This is a genomic window from Pseudoalteromonas mucoides (assembly GCF_049257175.1).
Lineage (GTDB): Bacteria > Pseudomonadota > Gammaproteobacteria > Enterobacterales > Alteromonadaceae > Pseudoalteromonas.
The window spans coordinates 40530-63892 of record NZ_JBMMUC010000015.1 but is presented as its reverse complement, the minus strand read 5'-3'; the positions used below and the strand labels follow the sequence as shown (position 1 = coordinate 63892).

The window sequence follows — 23363 nt, the reverse complement described above, 5'->3', positions numbered from 1 at the left end:
TTAACTGATAAACTTTTGTGATAAATAGTGCTATTTACAAAATACTTTTGTAATAAATGAGGTTTATTTGAATTTAAAAACAAGATCTGATGACTTAGAACTTTTATTAGCCGTCATTGAATTTGGTGGCTTTTCTGCCGCAGCAGATGCACTTAATATTCAGGTAGCTCGCATATCACGCTCAGTGACTAAAATAGAAAAAGCACTTAACACAGCTATTTTAATTAGAACAACTAGGCGAGTGATGCTGACAGATGAAGGGAAAAAATTTATTGATGCTGTGAGCATAGGTTTACAAAAAATCCAAAGTGCGGAGTCAGACCTTATTATTAAAGGAAAAGTGCCAAAAGGTAAATTGCGTGTCGACGCTGTGAGTCCTTTTATATTTCACCAATTAACACCCCATATGAGTGCGTTTACTAAGGCTTACCCTGAAATAGAGATTGAACTAAATTCTAACGAGGGGATCGTTGATTTAATTGAAAAACGCACTGATGTAGCAATAAGAATTGGCAAACTAGAAGATTCAACTCTACATGCTAGCGCCTTAGGAAAAAGCCCGCTTTTTATTGTCGCATCACCTGAATATATTGCACAAAATGGTTTGCCAAAAGCGCCTGATGACCTTAAAAGTCATAAATTAATCGGTTTCTCAAATATCAAATCACTCAATCAATGGCCTATAAAAGGCTTGAATAATGTAAATCCGACTATAACAGCGAGTAATGGAGAAACCATTCGCCAGCTAGCTTTATCTGGAAGCGGTATCACTTGTTTATCTGGCTTTATGGTTAATACCGATATTGCATCAGGTCGGCTAATATCGCTTCTGGAGCCATATAGGCTATTTGGTACTGATCGTGAATTAGTAAATGCTGTTTACTATAAATCTTCAGCGGTTGCAGAAAGGGTTACTGCATTTATTGAATTTATCAGGCCGAGATTAACATTGTAATGATTGATGTTTATGTCCGCTTTCGAATCAAAGCTGTCTTTCTATATTTAGTAACCAACTTCCGCTATTGATACAGAACCGCCCGTCGACTCTAACTCATATTTGTCCAAAATGGGTTTGAGCGAGGAAGAAACAATCACAGCTTTCATATTTGTTTTTTAGTTCTACAAAATTATCTCTTGATTAAGTTTGGTTCACATGATTGTACCTCGTTAATACGATTTCCAATTATAGAAGCTAGCTCTTTGATAGTTGATGCAGGGTGCGCAATACCTAACGACAAGTTTGTTTGATATGCAGCCATTGGTTTTTCACCGGTAGGAACTTCAAATATTTTTATTTCCCCATATTGAGTCTTGTTTAAAGTACCCCAAATAATGCCTGCAAGTTTTATACGGCCACCAAGACTTAAGTTGGAAGCGGAAGTTTTATACATTGGCACTTCATAACGAAAAACTGGCGAACCACTAGAACCGCCAAAAATTGGCATATCCACCAAAAACTCTCTCTTACCGTTAAAATCTGTCAGCATATTAGTTGCTGTATGACCAACTCGGCTAATTGGCATGTTGTTGGTGCTATCCCATAAACCTGTTGGATATCCGCAAACCATTATTTGTTCAACATGCGCCACCGTAACCTCTTCGTCCTCTGTCATTAAGTCGTTGCTGTCAATTAGATGAGCTCTAACCTTTGAACTATTCTGTAGTCGAGACATAAAAATACTCGATATATCAATAGCACATAAATCGATTTCGTCGCTTGGATGTGGAAAATAGTTATCAATCTCTGGGGAAATATTACGAATTATATCTACATGGTGAGTTAAATCATTTCTGTTAGCGGGTTGCCCTCCTTTGCCCATTTCGTACAAGTTATTACTGCTTGTAATTGTAAAGTTGATATAATCACTTCCCTCTACAACATGCTTATTGGTCATTATAACTACTCTTGAATTAGTAATATTACCGTTGTCAGCTCGATAGAAAAAACCTGTACCAACTGAGCTTGATGGACTTCCCTTTTTACCCGCTAAAATGCGAACTGTAGAAAGAACTACTGCGTCATTTTGTGGGGCTGAAACCTGAGTCATTATTATTCCTTTTAATTTTTGTGTATTGCATCATAAGTTTGGATTCTAAGTCCGCTTTCATATTAGCGCAAAGCTAAAGAGTGTCCAAAGGCGGGTTATAAATATAACTCGCCTTTGCTCCTTTATGAGTTAACGTAAATACTCTATAGGTCGACTTTGAGCGAAGCAGTCAATCAAAAGTTTTGATGTCTGAAGTCAAGATTTGATCCTCGTTGGCTTTTTCAAAACTAATGGGCACGAGCTTTTGTAATAGTGGCAACACAAGCAAAGGCTCAGAGCGATTGCGCTATGCGCTATGAGTAAGTAATTTAATCCATTCATCTGCGTTTGACACAATGAATTGATATTTATTGCCATTTTTTAATACGACTTCAATTGCATCATGTGTATAAGGCAAAATACCCGCAACTTTACCATTGCACTTACTCACTTTTACAATTTCACGCCGTGAAAACGTATAAGGCCCTAACCCAAATTGTGCATTAAACGGTGCAAAATGAATATCAGTGTTGGTTAGCCAAAATTTGCCGTCGGCTTTAATCGCCCCTTGTTGAATCGTGGCGGTTGTCGATTTGATTGTTATTGCTTGCATAATAATATTCCTTTATGTAGCTATTAATGTGTCAGTTTTGTCGCTTTTAAGTCATTACCAAGTGACGACATTTTAGCTGACTGTATTACCTTTTCTTGGTTCGCCTCCCGTTAAGTAATGCGCCCAACCACGTATTTTTAACTAATAATAAATAACTTATTTGACCTATAAGTAATGTTACCACCACGCTAACTATAAACTTTACTAAAACTGGCAAATTAGTATTAATCAATGGAACCTGAATATAGATCAACACCGGCACATGTATCAAGTAAACCCAATATGACGCGTTTGAAATGCTGCGGCTGAGCTTATTTTGGTGATTTAAAAAACGATGCCCAAGTAAAAACGTTATGGCGGTTAATAAAATAACACTCAGTCCTTGTGATAAAACATGCAATACATGTAGCTCTCCCGCTGCGGCAAAATAACCTGTTGTTGCGGCGGCAATCACTTCATCTAAGCTTGGCGCAGCTGGTAATAAAGAAAAGTAACCAGTCAGTGATATTGCAACACCCAAAATAAGAGGCCATAAGTACTTATGATATGACCAAATGAGCTGCTGTTTTTTATAAAGCCCCACTCCTAACCAATAAAAACTGCCGTAAAAACCATACGACCATAACTGTGGCGTGAGTTTATCGGGAGCTGGGAATGGAATAGATTGCCCCATCAAAGAAAGCGTTAACACGATGGGAAGTACAAGCCACATAAATAAAGGGTGAACGCTAAGCCCATCGAATTTATTACCTAATAAGTTAGTTGTTTTCAACAACCAATGAATTAAGCAAAACTGGAATAAGTTCCACAAAAACCATAAGTGCATAGTGCTAACAACAGGCTCTTTAATAACTTTAAACACAGCAAAAATCGGCGGTATTGGATTAGCTATACCGGCTCCAAAACTCAAGGCATGGTAGTAAACGGCAAAGCTTAACGGTAAAAATACAATAAAAGGCAGTAGAATATGTTTACTGCGATGATGTAAAAAGCGCGCGTTGCTCGATTTATCTATTAAAAGTGCACTGCAAAACCCTGCAATAATAAAAAATAACGGCATCCGAAATAAGTGCAGCGTATGTGTAATATAATCAAATAGATCACGTGTGCTTGGGTCTGCCGTAAACCAAATATTGCTAAAGAACGGACTGTAGGCTAAAGCGGCATGAAATACGATGCCAAGCAATAGCGCGAGGCTGCGTAAATTATCAATGTAATGTAATCGACTGTCTTTATTCATTAATGTGCCCAACTAATTTTTATTAATAAAGCATAAATGAATGAGGCATAATGGCACTAGTCACAAAGCTCATAGCCCGAGCTATGACAGATGTCACTGTTTTTACATCGCGAGTTCTGCAATAATTGCTAAAAAATATGGCCATAGTAATGGAATCAACTATACGACATACAACCGATTGGCATTTCTCAACATTGGCATCGTGGCTTGGGGTGACATCGGCGTGTGCCTATTATGCCAACTCAGAATTAGCGCTATATTTGCAAATCATAGTAAGTGGTTCCATTTTAGCTATTTTGCTGTATGTGTTAAAACAGCCTAACAAATTTGTTCACGGCGTAGCACTTGGCTATTTCCTGCTTATTTTGGCAATGATACAACTGAGTTCAACATCCTTAGTTTTTATCCACCTAGTGATGTTTACCGCGGTTTTTAGTCCTCATTTTTCGCTTCCTAAAATACTGGCTTGCGTTGTGGCCGCCATGCTGGTGTATGGTTTAACGCATTATTCGCGCTGGGAAAATGGCATTCCTTGGATCACGTTTACAATTTGGTTTTTCTTTTGCTTGATGAATTGGTTTGTCAGTCGCCGGATTGTCGAAAGTTTAAATACACATTACCAATCCCGCCAAAACTACAAAGAGTTAAAAGCCACCCAACACATGATGGGGGTGATGCATGCAGCGCAAGAGCGACAAAATATATCACGCGAGCTCCATGACTCACTCGGCCATAAGCTTACCGCGCTCAGCATTAATTTAGATTTTGCTAAAAGAGCAGCAAATGAAGCCACCGTTGAAACCCTCTCTCTTTGTCACCAACTTAGCCAAGAAGTATTGGCTGAGGTGCGCGAAATCGTTTCCACTCAACGCAATAACAAAACGATACTTAAGCAAGCTCTTGAGGCCATTTGCGAACTAACACCTAATTTACACTGTGATCTCCAACTAAGTAAGGAGACAGAGCAGCTCCCTCAAGACTACGCCCTTTGTGTATTGCGGTTTACCCAAGAGATGATCAGCAACACCCTTAAACATACCCAAGCAAACCATTTTACTTTGCATGTAAATGTCACCCACGTTGACGAACAGCTGCTGTTAGTTGCAAAAGCGTATCACAATCAACCAGAGACCCATTTACCAAAACAAGGGAACGGATTAGCAGGATTAAATGAGCGAATGGCACAATTTGGCGGTGAATTTTCACAACACCTTGAGCAAGAAACACTGATAAATACCATGACACTACCACTAAACTTAGAAGAAAAAAGCCATGATAAAGTGCTTACTAGTTGAAGATCAGACATTAGTTCGTTTAGGCCTCGCTAATTTACTTAACCTTGATAACGCCATTAATATCGAAGCCCAAGCTGAAGATGGCTTACAAGCGCTTACACTATTAGCTGAGCATAGTTTTGACATTGCTTTACTCGATATGAGAATGCCGAATTTAGATGGGCTCGGCGTGCTGCAAAAAATGCATGAAAAGGGTGATAAAACCCCTGTGCTGATCATCACCACATTTGAAGATTGTGATGTATTAGTCAAAGCCCTTAATCTAGGTGCTCGTGGATATGTGCTAAAAAACATTGAACTTGAAGAACTCATTAGCGCTATTAAGCAGGTCGTTGCAGGTGAGCGAGTATTGCAAAGTGCGGTGACTGATTTTTTACTCAAAAAGCAACTAAGCCCTCAGCTCAGCTTAACGGACAAAGAACAAACCGTATTGCAGTGTTTGTCTTTAGGTATGCCAAACAAAGTGATTGCCAAAAAATTAGATAACTCTGAGGGGACTATTCGTAATCATGTGTCACAAATTCTTGCCAAATTAGACGTAAAAGACCGCACTCAGGCCGTTATAAAAGCCATTAATCAAAACCTAATTTAACACGCGAACAAGACCAAATTACTATTTTTGATTAGGCTTAAGTGGTGTAATCAACATAAATAAGAGTAAATAAAACTAACTAATAAACAAACCGGCGACTATCCATGCGAGCTTTTCTTGGCGTTCCACTTTTTGTGACCTAGCAATGAGTATGATTGGCATCACCCAAATCTTGATTTCAGACATTAAAGATCTTCAGTCTGCTCATGGCACCGAACCGCCCGTCGACCCTAACTCATAACTGCCCAAACCCTAATCATTAATACATTCGCTATCCTCATAGTAACTTTTAAATAGGAGGTCACTATGAAACCAGAACTAAATCACAATGCTACTGGTGTGAAACGTCCTTTCAAGCTGGAAGAGATTTGGCGTATTCGCACTCGAATCGAAATTCAAAACAACTTGATGCAATTAGCGTTACTCAATTTGGCTTTAGATAGTAAATTAAGATCATGTGATTTACTGTCTTTAAAAGTTCGAGATGTCGCTACTCAAGATCAAGTTTTTGAGAGGGTGCAATGGACACAAAAGAAAACAGGGATCGAAGTTCAATTTGAGATAACGCCGAGAACACAACAAAGTATTAGCCGTTGGGTTCAAGAAGTTAAATTGCAACCTAAAGATTATTTGTTCCGGAGTTTACGTCGCTCTAATCAACCAATAAGCTATTCATATTACAGGTCTATTATCAGGAGTTGGGCTGAGCAGTTAGGGCTTGATTCTGATCATATGGAACTCACTCAATGCGAAGAACCAAAGCGACATTGGTTTATGCTCGAACCAAAAATATAAGGGCTGTTCAGTTACTGCTTGGCCATACAAAAATTGATAACACCATTAGATATCTCGGAATTGAAATTGAAGATGCAATTAAGATACCCAGAGAAACGGATTGTTAATTTAGTATAGGCAGCAACCCCAAGCTGCCTTTGCCCCAGAATGAGTTTAGGCGACGGTCTCAAATGAGCGATAAGCGATCATTGAGATTGGATAAATTTTACAAATAACCAATATAGCTTATAAATACAGCAATCCAGACGAATGAACATATCAATAGCGCAATTAATACTGCTGCGGAGCCTAAATCTTTAGCGAGACCTGACAATGGATGAATCTCTAAGCCAACTCTGTCAATTGTTGCTTCTATTGCTGTATTAACAACCTCTGCGAATATCACAAATAAAACAGAGATTAGTAGCATGACCTTTTCGTAAATACCTATCTGCCAAATCGAAATAATAGTTACCGATAAAGCGAGTAAAAAAAGCTCTTGTTTAAAAGCAGCTTCATTTTTAGCAAGCCATTTAAATGCACGCTGTGAATTTTTTAAAGCTAAAACTACTCGATTAATACCTGATGGCTTATTTGCACTATCAAATTGCATTGGAAACTCTCTTTATAGACTTAGGGCCTTACAGCCGTTAAAAATATCGTATTCAGGTTGGTATTGACTGCTGCTTACTTGAGTTAAGCCAAGTAAAGTGTCAAAAATATTGTCGTGTGAAAATACTTTTGAGCGTTGTAACTCAATACAATGATTAAATTTAGAGTCAGCGAGTTTATTACTCCAAAAAATCATTGGAATATGGGTTTGCTCGCTTGGTGCTAATGCATATGGAAACCCGTGAAGGTATAAACCTTTCTCACCAAGTGACTCACCATGATCTGACACATATAGGAGTGACTTCTTCGTTTCGTTACTTGTTTGTAATACTTTTATCAACTGGCTCAACACCTTGTCTGTGTATGCGATAGTATTATCATATGTGTTTGTTAGTTCAGTTGTACTACAGTTCTGAATATCGCTTCGAGAGCAATCAGGTTTAAACAAACTTTCGTGTTCAGGGTAACGACGATAATAAGTTGGTCCATGTGAGCCTATCATATGCAGAACAACCAATTTATGTTTAGCGTTACTAGTAGCTATCTTGTCTGCTAGTTTCGTAACTAATATTTCATCAAAACAGTAATGACCATCACATAACTGATGTTCTTTATTTGGCTCAATGTTGTCTGATTTAATGCGAGCACACACTCCTTTACAGCTGCTGTTATTATCAATCCATGTTACTTCAACACCACTACGCTGAATAATGTCTAGAGCATTTTCTTGACTACTAGCAAGCCGAGAATCATATTCTTTGCGGTTCAGTCGTGAAAACATACAGGGGACTGAAATAGCCGTCGCCGTTCCACATGCTGAAACATCACTAAAATACTTTACGCCTAACTTGGGAGTATACGCATTCGTTGTTCGACTATAGCCTTGTAGTGAAAAGTTAGCCGCCCGAGCTGTTTCCCCGACAACCATTACAGTTAGCGAGGTGCTCGTTTTATTTTTTAAAGTGGGCAAATTATCGAGTACCTTGAAAGGTAATGGTGGATAAAAGTAATTATCTCTCAGGTATTTATAACTTGCTGTATAGAATGCAAACGGGGTGATATAACTTGTTAGCTGTCGGTTGTTGCGGCCAACAGAAGCGTACTCTTTATAAAAGGGTACAGCGATTAAGGCACAACAGAGCAAAGCTGATAGATTTAGCTTCATAAAACTTTTTAAACGTACTCTAAAACTCCCAATAATTGTGAACTTGGAAAATAAGTAAGTAGGTACAACCCCCAATAAAAAAGTAAATAACACAAGCTGAAAGTTTAAGTATGAAAATGCTTCACCTGAATTTGTTTCAACAATATTTTGTAACATACTCTTGTCAAAAATAACGCCATAATTAAGTGTTGAATAAAACAACAATGAGCAAACTAAAACACTAAATAGAAGTATAGGTTTAACAAAAGTAATTAAGGACAACCAACTTAAAACTAAAACAGTCAATGAGAAAAGCAATAAAGGGACAGACGCGATAAAAAGCCAATTTACATGCCCTGACTGTGTTGCAGCCATAAAAGTATTGTATAAAAACAAGCCATTAAATGTGATAACGATATACATTGAAACTAAGCAAACAAATTGGCTGTAACTTGCTTGCCAAGACGAAATACAAAATCTTTTAAAAGCAATTTTCATAGTTATTCCTTATCACTACTTTTATCAGCTAAACGATAAAGCTGCTCAGTGTAAGCTAAGTTGCTAAATAACACATGAGAGAGTGCTTTTTCAGCCAACGTTTGATCAACGTTTTGCTGTTCATTTTTTTCTTGTATTTTGGTTTGTTTGTTATAGCGCCAATAGCTGGTTTGTTGATTTGGCATTAGGATGACAGCGCGATCATTTTCTAGGTATGCAAAATTATCGTAGTACTGCATCATTGCACGTTCAACTGGATAATCTTTAGTGAGATCAAAGCCCAGCATAGGGGTTGCTTGGTCAATTCCTAAAAGTGACAACAAAGTAACAGGTAGATCAATTTGACTAACGAGTCTTGGATCACGTTTGCTTTTCATATCGCTGTTTAAAATAACAGCCGGTATATGAAAAGACTTCAAAGGGACAGGTTCAGAGCCAAAAACACGCACATCATGGTCTGCCACAACCAAAAATACGGTGTTTTCCCAGTAAGACTGTGTTTTTGCTTTATTTATAAATTTCCCTAGTGCGTAATCGGCATACTTAATTGCAAGGTCGCGTTTATAGTTTTCAGGATCATGCCCTGTAGGTAGCGATACTTTGCCTTGTGGTATATCAAACGGATCGTGGTTACTAGAAGTAAATACAAGACTAAAAAATGGCTCTGTCGAATTACTTAATTTAGTCAGTTCTTTATCTGCTTGATTAAATAAGTCCTCATCACTGACCCCCCAAGAGGAGATAAACTGGGGATTGTCAATATGGTTAATATCAACAATATCGTTAAACCCGTTTCCTAGGAAAAAGCTTTTCATATTGTCAAAATGGCTTTCACCGCCGTAGATAAACTGTGTTTTGTAACCTTCTTGGCTCAATACATCCGCTAGTGAAAAAAAGTTATGCTGTGATTTAGATAGTTTAACTACTGAGCGAGATGGTGATGGTGTAAAACCTGTGGTAATTGCTTCAATACCTCTTACAGAGCGCGTGCCCGTAGCATAAAGGTTGTCAAACCCCCACCCTTGTTGATATAGCTTATCAAGTTCAGGCGTAATATCTAACCCACCAAGTTCTCCAACAAATCGGGCACCTAAACTTTCCTCAAGTATTATAACTAAGTTTTTTTTAACACCAGACACAAAAGGCTTGTTGTGCGCCAAGGTTGGAATATTTCCAGCGACAAACTGTTTTCGATAAGAAGCCTTTTTGACCGTATCTATAATTTTTTGACGAGACATTGTGCCATACAAATTACTGGCACTTTTTTCGTTACCTATGTTTTTCAGCGCAAACGCAACACTGTAAGTGGAGTTAAGAACAAGTGAGTTTACTAGTGAATCTTGAGAAAAATAGACTAATGCAGGGTTAAGCGGCCGGTGACTCAATGTACCTCTGGCAGCAAATAAGCAGATTATTAAAGCAGCCATTAGAATGGATAAATTGGATGCTTTTTTCAGTGACTGTGGTTGTGTGAATGCTCTACATAAAAGGCGATAGCTATAAACGCTTGTTAACGTAGCCAAAAGCAATGTACTTAGCATTGCTAAAAGGTGGCCATGCACTAACATTGAGAAGACTTCTTGTGGGTAATCAAGGTATTCAATATATAATCGGTTAGGCCTTACATCATATTGATTGATGAATGCAGGTGTTGATGCTTCAACAATAACAACTACAGTTACAACGACGCTACCGTAAAGTGTAAAAATACGCTGGAACAGCTCTGTTTTAGGGCGTGCAACTACATGCAGTATCAGTATAAAAACCCCAATAGTTGCTAAGTATCCAATGCTACTTAAGTCTATTCTGATTGCTCCTGATATGACCGGCCAGATATCACCATCATTTAATCTTGAATGTTGCCAAAACAATAAAGCAATGCGGAAAGTTATAAAGATTGATATCAATATAATAGTAAAACGCAACAAGGGTTTTAAAACGGAAGTATTTGCTGTCATAGTTGTGCTCGATCTTAATAATTGCAGCAATACTAAAAACCGAAACTTAAGAAATCCTGAGTCTAAACTTAATATTGGCTAAACTATGGAAACTTAAGCAAGTCTTAAGTAAAACTTAAGCTATATGGCGTAACCTAATGATGAAGATGCATTTCAGGTGAATGAGTAACACATGAAGTTATTAATAATTGAAGATTCAGCGTCACTAAGGCGTAGTTTACGAATTGGCTTAGCAAATCTAGGCTTTGCGGTTGATGACACCGGTGATGGTGCACAAGGGCTGAGTATGGCGATGACGGGTGAGTATGAGCTTATAATACTTGATATTATGTTACCGAGTATCGATGGTATTACTTTATTGCAAACCATAAGAACCAAACAGCTTGATTCTAAAGTCTTAATTTTGTCAGCTAAGCAAGAACCTGAAGACCGTGTTTTAGGGCTTTTAACTGGAGCGGATGATTACCTTACTAAACCCTTTTCATTTGATGAGCTCCACGCTCGACTATTAAATTTAATGCGCCGTGGTGGATTGAAGATGATGAGTGATATCATAACTATTGATAATTTAGCACTGAATTTACAGTTAAAACTGCTAAAAGTGGCTGACAATGTTATTGACTTAACACCCAACGAGTACAAAATTGTCGAATGTTTATTTAGCAATCAAAATAAAGTGTTTAGTGCTGAGAAGCTAAGTACCTACCTTGCAGGGCAATATGATTTGATATCAAAGAACTCGATTGAAGCTCATTTATCATCTGCTCGCAAAAAAGTAAGAGTTGCAGGAGGGGAGCTGCCAATTCAGACCAAGCGTGGTTTTGGTTATATTGTACAAGGACAATAATGAAATCTATTCGCAGTAAATTAGTTGTTACACTCTCGGTAACTATAACAGGCTTTGTTTTATGCATTTTGTTAGCAACCGACATTGCTGTTGATAGTTGGATAGACAATGAGTTTGATCGCAGCCTGCAATCCAAAGCAGGTATGTTAATGACCTTAGTACATAAAACTGATGAAGGTTTTTCGTTTAGTTTTTCTAGTGAGTTTATGCCCGAGTTCGCAGGGGAAATAGAGCCTGAGTACTTTCAAATATGGAGCAAAGAAGGGACTTTCACTCGCTCCAAAAGTTTAGATTTATTTGAGGTTAAAAACTTACCATTTGAAGACTTGGAGATTGGCGAATCAAAAATACGCCCTTTACAATTACCTGATGGCCGAGATGGTCGAGTGTTTTATAGTCGTTTTATACCACAAGGAAAAGACAATACATCAGAAGATACATATAAAAAAACAAATGATGAGCCACTGACTTTAGCTTATGCATCGTCTTCTGAGGAAGTTGATTTTGTACTTTGGTTGATTGACGTTATTTTTATAGTGACCACAATTACAGTTATTGTATTTATTCGATTATTTGTCCGCAAGGCGATAGATACATCACTTGCGCCATTAATTAAACTCAACCAAGATATCAGTCAGTTAAGTATTACCAGTGAAGGTTCACAGATATTTATACAAGAGCCAGTTAAAGAGCTCTTGCCTATTGTTGAAAGTTTGAACGCCTTTATTAAAGAGAATAGACAACTTTACCTAAGGGAAAAGCGACTTACATCCGATATTGCCCATGAAATAAAAACGCCCATTGCCGAACTTATAAATATGGCAGAAGTTGCTATCAGGTTTCCAAATGAGATAGAACTCAATGAGGATTTTAAGCCAGAAGCGTTGAAAATAAGTTTACGGCTTAAAAATATCGTTTCGAACTTATTGCTATTACATAAATACAGTGATGGTAAGTTAATAAAACAAGATGCTTGTGATTTAAATCAAGTTATTATTAGAGTACTGGAAAACCATAATTTATCGCGTGTAAATTTGGAGTTGAATGAGAATGCACCAGCAATTATGAGCAACTTGTTTGCCCTCGAATCAATTATTAGTAATTTAGTTAACAACGCGAAACAATACAGTCCACTAGATTCAAAAATTTTAGTCTCCACGAAGGCTGCAAAAGAAAAACGTTTAATACTATCAGTTAGTAACTCCCTTATTGAACCTTTAAATGATAACGATATCGACCAATTATTTGACCCTTTATGGCAAAAAGACACTTCAAGAACATCGAATGACAACTTTGGATTGGGGTTATCAATCGCTAAAACGCTTAGTAAAGCAATTGATGCGCAATTAAGTGCAGAAGTTAGTGACAAAAAAATCACATTCTCTTTAGCCTTAAACACGGATTAGCTTATTTAGCACCTACATAGAAATAAAGGCTGGGGAGTGCAATTATGTAATGAGACTCCTAAATACTTAATTTTACTAGCAGCTATCAAACAATCAACTCCATTTCTGCGGTTTAGCAGGATGTTGTTATCTCTATACATGGTACAGAGCCTCTAACTCGTTTTTGTCCAAAAACGAGTTTGTTCGACCGTCAGCTACACGCCCTGAGTTCAATCGTTCAAAGCCGACCTCTGAGTTAATAGGGAACTCGCCAATGGGTAGTTTTGTCGTGATGCTTATACAATCACCAATTATGGTGATTTATAGGTGGTTATTAAATGTAAGGGGGTCAATTGATGGTAAAAAAGGGAACCGTTTCAAAAATGCCTTGTTTCTCTAGGGACTTCTTGGAGGCTTGTATCAGCCTTTAAATTGAACGGAGCCAGAGAGGTTGGGTGAGCGCTTAAATAATCCTCATCAAATTGAAAAAAGCTTTGCTTACTATTTTCAACCAATTTGCCGATAAGTATCTTTTCACCTGTGCTAAGTGCTCGTTTTACGGTTAGGGCTGATTTAAGCATTTCGAAGCACATCCTCCACTGATTTAAACTCAGGCTCAGACGACTCTGTCAGCTCTTTCATTTTTTTAAATCACCGACTTCTCATAAAGCATGAGAAACTGGCGCAATGAGATGTTGCCAGATGACTCAAACTTGCGGATCGTCGCGTAAGCTACCCCAGAGAGAGCAGCCAGCTTTTGAACACCGAGTTTATCTTTTTTCCGAACCGATTTGATAAACACTTTTAGATCCACTTGTAAATCATAAGCGGTATAAAGTGATAACATATTTGCCTCTCTCATTGCTATTAATATAGCAATCTATTGGTTTAGCTTTTATGGCTCCATTACGTGACAGCAAAGCATTACAGCGTTATTTAATTGTCACAATAATCGCATTTATGAAGGTTTTTTATTGTTAATTGCTATCATAGTATCAAATCAAGCTGGTACCTTTAGAGGATGTGTCAGGAGTTAAGTTGACATGTTTTTAAAAGTTCGAGAGGGTTTTCCGAGCCAGTTTTAATATGTATAAATTTTTTATAAAACTATACATAAACTAGCTAACATATATATAAATTCCATTTCTTTATATACGTTAAAAGTTTCTTAGAAGGGTTCTAAACCGTATTTGTCCGAGTCGTGAGGGAGATATAAATTTAGGAGCCCTCCATGAATAACAAAGTCGGTATCTTTTGGTTTGTTGAAAACACATTAGTTTATAAAACTCAAAATGCCATAGAAGTAACGCGGGATAGGCTGGGTTTTGTAGATAGCTATTTGCAACACCAAGTCGAATGGGAAGAAAACCTAATCTATGAGCAATTTGCTTTAAACCAGCATAATACAGACTACTACAACTTTCCCAGAGGTCGTGTTGTGTTTAATTTTAATTTGCATACATCATTCATTTATTTAGATAAAAGGCTCTTCAAGAAGCATATTTTGAATGACATAAAAGCTAAATTTTCTTTAGCAAATACAAGCATCAAGTTTTTTTACAGATCCTCATTATATTTGCTTCAATAGCTTTAAATCATAAGGGGTTTAAACGAGGTTAACGCGTTAATGGGCTATTCTTCGCCCTTTATATGTTAATTTCTTCAGAAACTAATGATACACTTAAATCATATTCACTCACAAAGGTGTAAAATCAGTCATGAAAATAGCGTTAATGTTTGAAAATAGTCAAGCGGCTAAAAACCCAATTATCTTAAACGAGCTTGAAAGTGTTGCTTTACCGTTAGAGCACAGTGTCTTTAACGTGGGTATGAATAGCGAAAATGATCACCATTTAACATACGTACATCTAGGTATTATGGCGGGGATTTTAATTAACGCTAAAGCCGTTGATTTTGTATTCGCAGGATGTGGTACGGGTCAAGGTGCAATGATGTCTTTGAATGCTCATGACGGTGTATTCTGTGGCTATTGTATTGATCCATCTGACGCCTTTTTGTTTAACCAAGTAAACAACGGTAACGCGTTAGCACTGCCGTTTGCTAAAGGATTTGGTTGGGGCGCTGAATTAAACGCGCGCTATATCTTTGAAAAAGCACTTACTGGTGAGCGCGGAGCGGGTTACCCTGTAGAACGTAAAGAACCTCAAGTTAAGAATGCATCAATTCTAACTCAAGTGAAATCTGCTTTAGCGAGTCGCAGCTATGTTGATTCATTGAGAAATGTTGATCAAGAATTAATTAAAACCGCGGTATCAGGTGAGCGTTTCCAAGCGTGTTTATTTGAAAATGGTCAAGATCAAGAAATTATTGATTATGTTAAGTCTCTATTAGCTTAGTAAACGACAAACATTTACATAATAGCCCTTGAGTTAACCCCAACTTGAGGGTTTTTTTATTGATAACATTACTATCAGCTTCAGCTGGTGGAGCTTCGTAGGCGATTAGTTTACTTATTAAATTGTTTACTAATTCCCAATTATCATCTACCCGTGCTCAAAACATAAAGGTATCTTTAGAAGCCAACCATTCCATTTACGCCTGAGCTTCTTGGCACAATAGTAATACTCTCCTGATAAACAAGTATGAAAATTTACATAGAAATTGACAGTTTGTTAATTTTTTAAATTTCATTTACACTCATGTTTATTCAATTTCAATCATTGAAACTGTTTTCTGACCTTAATAGTTTGTAAAGGGGCATGGCTGTTAAAAGTCCCTCAATAGAAAATAGCCATTTCAATGGGCTGATTTTTATCAAGATAGAGAAAAAACAATGAGAAAATTTTTATTACCGATCATGATATTAAGTACATTTTTAAGCGTAGGTTGTAGTGAAAGCACAACACTATCGGTAGGTAAAGCACATGAAGGTTTTTCAAAAGAAGCAGTAAAGGAAAAGTTTGCTGCGCTAAACCCTCCTAAAGGCCGTTTGGCCATAGTCATAGATGGTAACTCACCAGATCCTGATGATATTGGCGCTACACCTGTTATGTTGGCCCTTTTACAAGACACCGGTTTATCTAACCGGCTCGTCCATTTATCTCATTCTTGTGATTTAGACCCTTTTAGAAATAAAGCTCGCTATCAAATCGACGCTGAAAATGAAATGCGCCGACAAAATAAACTCGACGAATTAAGTGCCAGAGGCATCGATTTATTTGGCCCATTTAATAATTTACGTGATTTTTATAATTGTAGGGTTGATCAAGCAGGGGCAACTCAAGATTTAGTGGATGCCGTTAATGCATCGTCAGATGAGAATCCGCTTTGGATAATTGAAGCGGGGGAACCAGACCTGATTGGTTATGCACTGGAAGCCGCAGATAAAAGCAAGGTGCAGCATGTTCATGTTGTTTCACACCACCCTGCAAATGATAACAGTGGTGACTATTTTACTTGGCAGCAGATTTTAGACTTTGGTGTTAAAGAGCATCAAATAGGAGACCAAAACGTTGGCCTTCAAGGGCCTATAGATAATTGGGATTGGGCCAAAAACCATACGGATAGTGGCATAGCATTTATTTGGGAAATGATGGCTTATGCTGAGAAGGACGGTGTTGTTCCTTTTCAGGCTAATAAATTTGATTGCTCCGATGCAGGAATGATTTATTGGTGGATAACAGGTGCTGACAATGGCGGTAATAAACACGCAACGCCAAAAGAAATAAAAGAAGTATTACTGTTAAATGCAGTTAGAAGCTAAGAAATTGAGGCCTTAAACATGAAATTAGTGCTTAGTTATTTACCGATTGTTATAGCCAGTTTCATAGCTTCGACTACCCATGCTAGTGCTGGGCAGGTTTATCACGAAAACGCGGGTTTTGTAGTGATAGAAGCAGAAAACTTTTCAACACAACACTTGGATGATAAAAGACGATGGCTGGTGTTTTCAAAAAACACACCAGAACATAACCTCGCCGATGCAGATCAAGCTCATTATCATGACGCGAGCAATGGAGCTTATATAGAAATACTCCCCGATACTCGTAGCAATCATCACGAAACGCTAGTTATAAATGAGAATTTCACAAATAATGCCGGCACAATGGCTGTCCTGAGTTATCCCACTTACTTTGCAACGCCGGGAAGGTATTACGTTTGGGCAAGAGCTTACAGCACAGGTAGTGAAGATAATGGCGTTCATTTAGGTATAAATGGACAGTGGCCAGAATCAGCGAAGCGTTTGCAACTATGCGAGGGTAAACATGCCTGGACATGGTCTTCTGCGCAACGGGTAAACACCAACCATTGTGGCACACCTAATACTATTTTTGTTGATATACCCCATAAAGGTGTTCATACCATTATGGTATCCATGCGTGAAGATGGCTTTGAACTTGATAAGTTACTTTTAACGAAAGACAAAAGCTACATACCTGCGGGCAAGGCTAAGTCAGAAACACTAAGTAATCCCAAGCCATTACAAGAAAAAACACAATTACTTAAGATAATGGATTACACCAGGATTTTACACGCCATAGATAACTTCACGATTGAAAATACAGGCGAAATTCCTTACTACCAACATCAAGCCGAGAATGCTCTTGCAATAAATGCAGTGAAAACTGGGTACAGAAATAAATTTGCGCACGCAGAGTATATTGTGCAGGCCAAAGAGGCGGGAAGTTATACCTTGAAGCTGGTTACATTGGCAGAAATTGACGGCGAGTCGACTTATATTGTTTCAATAAATAATAAAGAAATTGGCCGATTTACGAATCCAGAAACAAGCACTGATTACCAAGAAATATACTTTGATATGCAGGGCGTTGAATTAACTAAAGGCGACATTATACGAGTTTCATCTAAAGCCGTTACAAATGGAAAAATTCCTGAAAATGGCGGTACCGCATTTGCTAGAGGCAGGTGGCGTGCGTTAGTGCTTAGCAAAAATGATTGATGAGTTGTCTAGTGCAGCATTGAATCATGGGTAACTAGTTTGCTCGTAATCATTGATTGCTGACCGTATAAAAAATCATATAAAGAGGTAGCAAGTGAATTGTAAAAAATTAAGTTATAGACAGCTTTTGGTGTGGGTTTTATTGTTTTACGTTAGTGGGTTGCATGCGATAGAAGGTCGTACTGTAAAATATGATGTGTCTGACAAGCCCAATATTTTATGGCTAGTGCTTGAAGATATGAGCCCTATCATTGAGCCGTATGGGGATAAAACAATCAAGACGCCAACGATCACTGAACTCGCAAATGAAGGTGTTACATATACAAATGTGTATTCAACCTCTGGTGTATGTGCACCAAGCCGTGCTGCGATTGCTATGGGGATGTACCCTTCTTCATTTGGCGCTAACAATATGCGTACCACGTCAAATACCCAAGAAACAGGCCTACCAAAATATGAAGCTATTCCGCCGGTAGGTGCGAAAATGCTCAGTCAGTACCTTCGAGAAGAAGGGTATTACACAACAAATAATTTAAAAACCGATTATCAGTTTAAAGCGCCTAAAGGGGCGTGGGATGAAAGTGGACCTTATGCGCATTGGCGCAACCGAAAGATTGGACAACCATTTTATGCTGTCGTTAATTTTACAACTACACATGAGTCAGGCTTATTTGAGCCATATGGGTTCAGAAAAATAGAATCTAGGCATTACTTTTCTGACAATAGAGACAAGATTGCTAAACTGCCACAACATCATGCAGTAAAGTCGTCAGAGGCGAATACTGCTATTCATATACCTAAAAATATTGATTTTCCTATCCCACCTTATTTACCTGATACACCTCTCGTCAGACGTGATTTTTGGAAAATGTATAATAATTTAGCTGAAACTGATAAACAAATTGCTGCTGTATTAGAGCAATTGAAAGATGATGGTTTGTACGATAATACAATTATTATGTTTTATTCTGATCATGGTGGCCCTTTACCACGACAAAAGCGATTAGTTTACGACAGTGGCCTCAAGGTGCCTTTTATTATTCGTTACCCTAATGGTGAACATGCAGGCACAAAAGATGACCAACTTGTCAGTTTTGTTGATTTTGCTCCAACACTATTGAATTTAGCGGGAATAGATAAGCCCGCACATATGCAAGGGAGAAACTTTTTAGGAAAACAACAAACGGCAAAACGAGAGTATATCCATGCAGCAGCAGATAGGTTTGATGGGTTTACCGATGTTATTCGTGCCGTAAGAAATAAACGTTTCAAATACATTAGAAATTACCGACCAGAACAAGGTTACTATTTACCCGTGGCATATCGAGAGAAAATACCGACTATGCAGGAGCTGTTGCGCTTACGAGATGCAGATCAACTTACACCGGCACAAGCTTTATGGTTTAGAGGTAAAAAAGACCCAGAAGAACTATTCGATTTAATTAATGATCCCCATGAAGTTAATAATATTATTGATGACCCTCGCTATAAAAAGGTTGTTACCGATCTAAGCGCTGAAATGGACCGTTGGTTAAATGAAATTAATGATGATCCTAGGATTCCAGAATCACAGTTAATTAAAGAGTTGTGGTCTGGTAGTAGCTCAAAGCCAGTGACGAAGAAGCCTAATTTTAAGATTAAAAATGAAATGTTGTATATCAGTAGCTCAACACCTGGTGCTGTGATTTCTTATCAATTGGATGAAAGTCAAAATTGGCAGTTGTACAAGCAGCCAATACCTGTCTCAAAGGGGGTATCATTGAAGGTCGTCGCTCATCGTGTTGGTTACAAAGAAAGTGAGGTGGTTATTTACTCATCTAATATTTAAAGCTCGCCTATCCTATCGCCTCATCGTTTTCTTCAGGGCTTACAAAGATTTTCTCGATAATTTGTAAGCCCTAAACCCTGCAATGAAATGATTGAATTTGAAATATATTGATCATTATTGTTTTTTTGTTATATTTCGGTTAACCAAAAATTAACGGGTGGGTTCTGCACACTTAAAATTTTAAGAGATTAAAGACAACTTCACACACAATCTAATTACTTAGGGTTCGTTATAACGACGATTATAAATAGAGATAACTATGAAAACACACACAATTAAATGTATGCCTAACATTACTTCGATACTTTTTTTAAGTTCTGTTTTGAGCACAAACGTTCATGCAGGAGTGGAATTAGAGCAACAAGTAAAAATTTCAGATATTGGCCTACACTTTGATGGGCAAGGTTTGGACTTTGGTAATGTTACGAGCCCAGATAGCGGGTCAGCATACGACTACTTTTTTGGTCGCAATATTTCTGCTCACGGAGACGCTGTAAAAGCATATAAAAACTATGTATTTATGACGTGGTACAAAGGTGGTAAAGATGAGCGCAATGTAATGTTAAGTCGCTACAATACCTTAACAGGTACTATAGCAACGATTGAATTCCCTCATCGACATACGGGTTTTAGGGGGGATCCTCTGGTTGGAGAGTCGCATAATACGATTGGGTTAGCTGTAAGTCCTATTAATGGCACTATTCACATGGTTTATGACATGCATGCTTATGACGATAATAATCATGGTGGTAAATTTAAGGATGACTTCTTTCGCTATTCCTTCAGTGAAATAGGTGTAGCTGATTTACCTGACGAGCAGTTTACATTGGATAAATTTGTAAAAGATACCAGCAGTGTTAGTCAAGGTCCTGACGATTATAAACATTTAACTATGACAGGGAATTTAGCTGATAAAGGTAACTTTGCACGTTTAACATATCCAAAGTTCTTCACTAATACAGATGGTACGTTGTTACTTTACATGCGTTTAGGAGGAAACAATAACGGAGCCTATGTATTTAATCGTTATGATGCGCAGACTGAAAAATGGTCAAGTTTCACTAAGTTTAATAATAATAATCAAAAAAGTTTTGGCAACGATTATAATTGGGGCCTATATGGCAACATGAAGTATGTAAATGGAAAACTACGGGTAGGTTTTCAGCAACGAAGTAGTGATAACAATGATCGATACAAATATCAGAATGGAGTTTTCTATGCTTACTCTGATCATGCAGATGGAGTAGGTGAGTGGAAAAACCATAAAGGGGAAGTTATGACTTGGCCCTTAGTAAATTCTGATGAAATTAAAGTTTTAGAACCGGGTGACTACATAAGCCATCAGGAAGCTAATTCAGTTTATATAGTCGGTAGCTTTGATTGGACGGTGACAAAAAAAGGAGATGTTCACTTTATTAGTAAAGTACGTTCAACTGACAAAAGTCGACCTGACTATGAAGAGATATACTTACATTCATACAAGCCTGCTGGAGCAACAGAGTTTATTACAACAACGGACTTTGTAGGAGCCAGTGAAATTTATACTGCTGGAAATAATATTTATATCATCGGCTTAAAAGATGGTCGTCCGTATGTTGAAAAAGCTGAAGGGGGGACTAACGACTTTACTCGTGTTTATGAAGCAACTGATGGCCTCACTTTTGATCACGGCACTATACATATCAAAGACGGAAAAGTTTACTACTACTTAATGGAACGTGGTGTTGGTAATGCATTACCGCTGTACTTACAGGTTATAGATTTAGATATTGAAGCAGAATCACATTCTCCAATAGTTGAGTTTCCATCATCAACGATGAATGTAGAAGAAGGTTATAACGACCTATCGTTTACAGTAACCGCTGAAAGTCCTTTAGTTGAGCGCGTAATCAGTAAAGTGGATTTATATGTCGATGATGTATTTATCCGCTCTGATATTGCTGCCCCATTTGTGTGGGGACATAAGAACAAACCAGACGAATTACTAGGTTTATCAGTTGGGACACATATATTTAAGGCGGTTGCTACTGATAGTGAAGGGCAAAGCAGTACCTCTACGATGCAATTAGTAGTGAATTCAAAAGGACCTAGAGTCAGTTTTCCTCAATCAGATTTGTCAGTTAAAGAGGGTTATGAGCAGCTTACTTTTACGTTACAGGCTGTCAGTCCAGTTGCAGGGCGCAGCATAGATTCGGTAAGTTTGTATATCAATGGTGAGCTAGTTCGTGAGGATACGTCTGCCCCTTTTAATTTTGGTCACCAATTAAGCCCACATGAAACAGGTGCTATGGGGTGGTTAGATTCTCATGGGCTGAACCCTTCTCCATTGGAAGTTGGTATTCATACTTTTACAGCTGTTGCTGTTGATACAAAAGGTGATGAGGGGATTGCTACGATGACTTTAATGGTTGAAGGTGAAGCAATGCCACCTATTGTCACGTTTCCTCATGAGGTAGTCACTGTCTTTGACGGTTATGAAAAGCTGGGCATGACAATTAATGCTGTATCACCAGATGATGAACGTACGATTCAATCGGTTACACTTTATGTGAATGATAAATTTGTTCGCACAGATACAAAGCCTGCTTGGAATTTTGGTCATTCTTTTGCACCTTATGAGCTTGGTGCTATGGGGTGGTTAGATCAACATCAGCCAAATCCAAGCCCTTTAGGTGTTGGTAACCATATCATTACTGCAGTAGCTGTTGATGATCAAGGCTTGGAAGGGCAAGCAAGCATGACTTTAATTGTCGAGGAATTGCCTATGCCTAGTATCAGCTTTATTGAATCAGACGTTAGATTGGGTGTTGGTTATGAATCTCTTTCATTGTCTGTAAATAGTGAGTCAGTAGCGGATAATATAGATATAGAGCGTGTTGAATTATACCTTAATGGAGTATTAGTGCGTGATATATGGCAACCTCCATTTACTTGGGGAGCTGAGGATTATGAAACGGAGCTTTTAGGTTTACCTGCGGGAAAGCACACACTTAAGGCTGTGGCCGTTGATAGCATAGGACAGTCATCAAGTACTGAAAAACAGATAATAGTAAAACCGACTATTGTGTTCGTATCCTCTGAGTCAACACATTACCCCGCGACTAACGTGTTAGATGGCGATATTTCAGATAATTCAAGTTGGCGTGCTAAGCACAGAGGCACTGAGTCTTTGATTGTTGATTTGGGTGAATCTAAAACAATTACCGGAACTCAGCTTTGGACATCAATGGGTAAAGCAATTAAGTATCAAGTTTATATATCTGAATCGATTGATGGTCGGTTTCATAAAGTAGCAAAACACAAAGACAGACACGATAACGAACAGCCTAGTTCGACTTCATTTAATAAGCAGGGAAGATTTGTAAAGTTAAAAGCGATTGGAAAATGGCCTGATATAACTGAGCTAAATATATTGTTTCAATAATGAAAGTACGTAAATTAACTTTGCCTCTATAGTGTTGAATTATAGAGGTAAACTTATTCCTGTTAAAGATGTAACCCCACCTTTAAGTAAAACTATGTGCCTACCCTTTTGCTCTAGTTCATACAATTGTTTTAAATTTATGTTGCTTATTTTGATTGTTATAGTTAGATTTGGTCAAATTAGGTCGTTTTAAATCATTTATGTG

At 37.9% G+C, this 23363-nt stretch carries 18 protein-coding genes and 1 pseudogene; 12 read left to right on the top strand and 7 right to left on the bottom strand.

What is annotated here, in order from left to right; all coding sequences use genetic code 11:
- The first annotated feature begins 67 nt into the window (after positions 1 to 67).
- Positions 68 to 955, top strand: a complete 888-nt coding sequence (locus AAEU30_RS16250) for a LysR family transcriptional regulator (protein WP_421961397.1) — start codon at positions 68 to 70, stop codon at positions 953 to 955.
- Between the two features lie 172 nt (positions 956 to 1127).
- Here AAEU30_RS16250 and AAEU30_RS16245 read toward each other — a convergent pair whose 3' ends face one another.
- From AAEU30_RS16245 to AAEU30_RS16235, 3 genes are all read right to left on the bottom strand, one after another.
- Positions 1128 to 2048: a S1 family peptidase gene (locus AAEU30_RS16245; protein WP_421961396.1), complete on the bottom strand. Its 921-nt coding sequence runs from the start codon at positions 2046 to 2048 to the stop codon at positions 1128 to 1130.
- A 286-nt stretch (positions 2049 to 2334) separates the two neighbouring features.
- Positions 2335 to 2640: a hypothetical protein gene (locus AAEU30_RS16240; protein WP_421961395.1), complete on the bottom strand. Its 306-nt coding sequence runs from the start codon at positions 2638 to 2640 to the stop codon at positions 2335 to 2337.
- Positions 2641 to 2725: 85 nt separating this feature from the next.
- Entirely contained in the window at positions 2726 to 3880 is a 1155-nt protein-coding gene (locus tag AAEU30_RS16235) for an acyltransferase family protein (RefSeq protein ID WP_421961394.1), read from the bottom strand.
- Between the two features lie 149 nt (positions 3881 to 4029).
- Between AAEU30_RS16235 and AAEU30_RS16230 the strand changes: the two genes are divergently transcribed.
- The 3 genes and pseudogenes from AAEU30_RS16230 to AAEU30_RS16220 all read left to right on the top strand — a co-directional run bounded on the left by AAEU30_RS16230 (position 4030) and on the right by AAEU30_RS16220 (position 6669).
- The gene (locus tag AAEU30_RS16230) at positions 4030 to 5175 is read left to right on the top strand and encodes a sensor histidine kinase (protein ID WP_421961393.1); all 1146 of its coding nucleotides are present in this window, start codon (positions 4030 to 4032) and stop codon (positions 5173 to 5175) included.
- Positions 5153 to 5767 (top strand): response regulator, encoded by a 615-nt coding sequence (locus tag AAEU30_RS16225; protein ID WP_421961392.1) that lies wholly within the window; start codon positions 5153 to 5155, stop codon positions 5765 to 5767. The genes AAEU30_RS16230 and AAEU30_RS16225 overlap by 23 nt, the downstream gene beginning before the upstream one ends.
- A 306-nt stretch (positions 5768 to 6073) precedes the next feature.
- Positions 6074 to 6669: pseudogene (locus AAEU30_RS16220) on the top strand (tyrosine-type recombinase/integrase).
- 98 nt (positions 6670 to 6767) lie between these two features.
- Here the strand turns inward: AAEU30_RS16220 and AAEU30_RS16215 are convergent.
- From AAEU30_RS16215 to AAEU30_RS16205, 3 genes are read right to left on the bottom strand one after another with little or no spacing between them, the layout of a single operon-like run.
- Complete coding sequence (locus tag AAEU30_RS16215; protein ID WP_421961391.1) at positions 6768 to 7154, bottom strand: diacylglycerol kinase; 387 nt, start codon at positions 7152 to 7154, stop codon at positions 6768 to 6770.
- Between the two features lie 12 nt (positions 7155 to 7166).
- A complete protein-coding gene (locus AAEU30_RS16210; RefSeq protein ID WP_421961390.1) occupies positions 7167 to 8795 on the bottom strand; it encodes a phosphoethanolamine transferase in 1629 nt (542 codons plus the stop codon).
- Positions 8796 to 8797: 2 nt separating this feature from the next.
- Entirely contained in the window at positions 8798 to 10753 is a 1956-nt protein-coding gene (locus AAEU30_RS16205) for an LTA synthase family protein (RefSeq protein WP_421961389.1), read from the bottom strand.
- Between the two features lie 172 nt (positions 10754 to 10925).
- On the opposite strand from AAEU30_RS16205, the gene AAEU30_RS16200 reads away from it, so the two are divergent.
- Complete coding sequence (locus AAEU30_RS16200; RefSeq protein ID WP_058429029.1) at positions 10926 to 11600, top strand: response regulator transcription factor; 675 nt, start codon at positions 10926 to 10928, stop codon at positions 11598 to 11600.
- Positions 11600 to 13006: a sensor histidine kinase gene (locus AAEU30_RS16195; protein ID WP_421961388.1), complete on the top strand. Its 1407-nt coding sequence runs from the start codon at positions 11600 to 11602 to the stop codon at positions 13004 to 13006. Before AAEU30_RS16200 ends, AAEU30_RS16195 begins: the two co-directional genes overlap by 1 nt.
- A 625-nt stretch (positions 13007 to 13631) precedes the next feature.
- Here the strand turns inward: AAEU30_RS16195 and AAEU30_RS16190 are convergent.
- A complete protein-coding gene (locus tag AAEU30_RS16190; protein ID WP_421961387.1) occupies positions 13632 to 13832 on the bottom strand; it encodes a hypothetical protein in 201 nt (66 codons plus the stop codon).
- 384 nt (positions 13833 to 14216) lie between these two features.
- Between AAEU30_RS16190 and AAEU30_RS16185 the strand changes: the two genes are divergently transcribed.
- The 6 genes from AAEU30_RS16185 to AAEU30_RS16160 all read left to right on the top strand — a co-directional run bounded on the left by AAEU30_RS16185 (position 14217) and on the right by AAEU30_RS16160 (position 23158).
- The gene (locus AAEU30_RS16185) at positions 14217 to 14573 is read left to right on the top strand and encodes a hypothetical protein (RefSeq protein ID WP_421961386.1); all 357 of its coding nucleotides are present in this window, start codon (positions 14217 to 14219) and stop codon (positions 14571 to 14573) included.
- A 130-nt stretch (positions 14574 to 14703) separates the two neighbouring features.
- Complete coding sequence (locus AAEU30_RS16180) at positions 14704 to 15342, top strand: RpiB/LacA/LacB family sugar-phosphate isomerase (protein ID WP_421961385.1); 639 nt, start codon at positions 14704 to 14706, stop codon at positions 15340 to 15342.
- A gap of 437 nt (positions 15343 to 15779) precedes the next feature.
- On the top strand, positions 15780 to 16709 hold the full coding sequence (locus tag AAEU30_RS16175; RefSeq protein ID WP_421961384.1) for a hypothetical protein: 930 nt from the start codon (positions 15780 to 15782) through the stop codon (positions 16707 to 16709).
- 18 nt (positions 16710 to 16727) lie between these two features.
- Positions 16728 to 17906 (top strand): hypothetical protein, encoded by a 1179-nt coding sequence (locus tag AAEU30_RS16170; RefSeq protein WP_421961383.1) that lies wholly within the window; start codon positions 16728 to 16730, stop codon positions 17904 to 17906.
- Between the two features lie 94 nt (positions 17907 to 18000).
- Entirely contained in the window at positions 18001 to 19734 is a 1734-nt protein-coding gene (locus AAEU30_RS16165) for a sulfatase-like hydrolase/transferase (RefSeq protein WP_421961382.1), read from the top strand.
- A gap of 283 nt (positions 19735 to 20017) precedes the next feature.
- Entirely contained in the window at positions 20018 to 23158 is a 3141-nt protein-coding gene (locus tag AAEU30_RS16160) for a BNR-4 repeat-containing protein (RefSeq protein WP_421961458.1), read from the top strand.
- Positions 23159 to 23363: the final 205 nt, after the last annotated feature.

Coding starts and splice junctions, on each gene's coding strand:
- AAEU30_RS16245 (WP_421961396.1), bottom strand. CDS start 2,048: ATGACTCAGGTTTCAGCCCCACAAAATGACGCAGTAGTTCTTTCTACA.
- AAEU30_RS16240 (WP_421961395.1), bottom strand. CDS start 2,640: ATGCAAGCAATAACAATCAAATCGACAACCGCCACGATTCAACAAGGG.
- AAEU30_RS16235 (WP_421961394.1), bottom strand. CDS start 3,880: ATGAATAAAGACAGTCGATTACATTACATTGATAATTTACGCAGCCTC.
- AAEU30_RS16230 (WP_421961393.1), top strand. CDS start 4,030: ATGGAATCAACTATACGACATACAACCGATTGGCATTTCTCAACATTG.
- AAEU30_RS16225 (WP_421961392.1), top strand. CDS start 5,153: ATGATAAAGTGCTTACTAGTTGAAGATCAGACATTAGTTCGTTTAGGC.
- AAEU30_RS16215 (WP_421961391.1), bottom strand. CDS start 7,154: ATGCAATTTGATAGTGCAAATAAGCCATCAGGTATTAATCGAGTAGTT.
- AAEU30_RS16210 (WP_421961390.1), bottom strand. CDS start 8,795: ATGAAAATTGCTTTTAAAAGATTTTGTATTTCGTCTTGGCAAGCAAGT.
- AAEU30_RS16205 (WP_421961389.1), bottom strand. CDS start 10,753: ATGACAGCAAATACTTCCGTTTTAAAACCCTTGTTGCGTTTTACTATT.
- AAEU30_RS16200 (WP_058429029.1), top strand. CDS start 10,926: ATGAAGTTATTAATAATTGAAGATTCAGCGTCACTAAGGCGTAGTTTA.
- AAEU30_RS16195 (WP_421961388.1), top strand. CDS start 11,600: ATGAAATCTATTCGCAGTAAATTAGTTGTTACACTCTCGGTAACTATA.
- AAEU30_RS16190 (WP_421961387.1), bottom strand. CDS start 13,832: ATGTTATCACTTTATACCGCTTATGATTTACAAGTGGATCTAAAAGTG.
- AAEU30_RS16185 (WP_421961386.1), top strand. CDS start 14,217: ATGAATAACAAAGTCGGTATCTTTTGGTTTGTTGAAAACACATTAGTT.
- AAEU30_RS16180 (WP_421961385.1), top strand. CDS start 14,704: ATGAAAATAGCGTTAATGTTTGAAAATAGTCAAGCGGCTAAAAACCCA.
- AAEU30_RS16175 (WP_421961384.1), top strand. CDS start 15,780: ATGAGAAAATTTTTATTACCGATCATGATATTAAGTACATTTTTAAGC.
- AAEU30_RS16170 (WP_421961383.1), top strand. CDS start 16,728: ATGAAATTAGTGCTTAGTTATTTACCGATTGTTATAGCCAGTTTCATA.
- AAEU30_RS16160 (WP_421961458.1), top strand. CDS start 20,018: ATGCCTAACATTACTTCGATACTTTTTTTAAGTTCTGTTTTGAGCACA.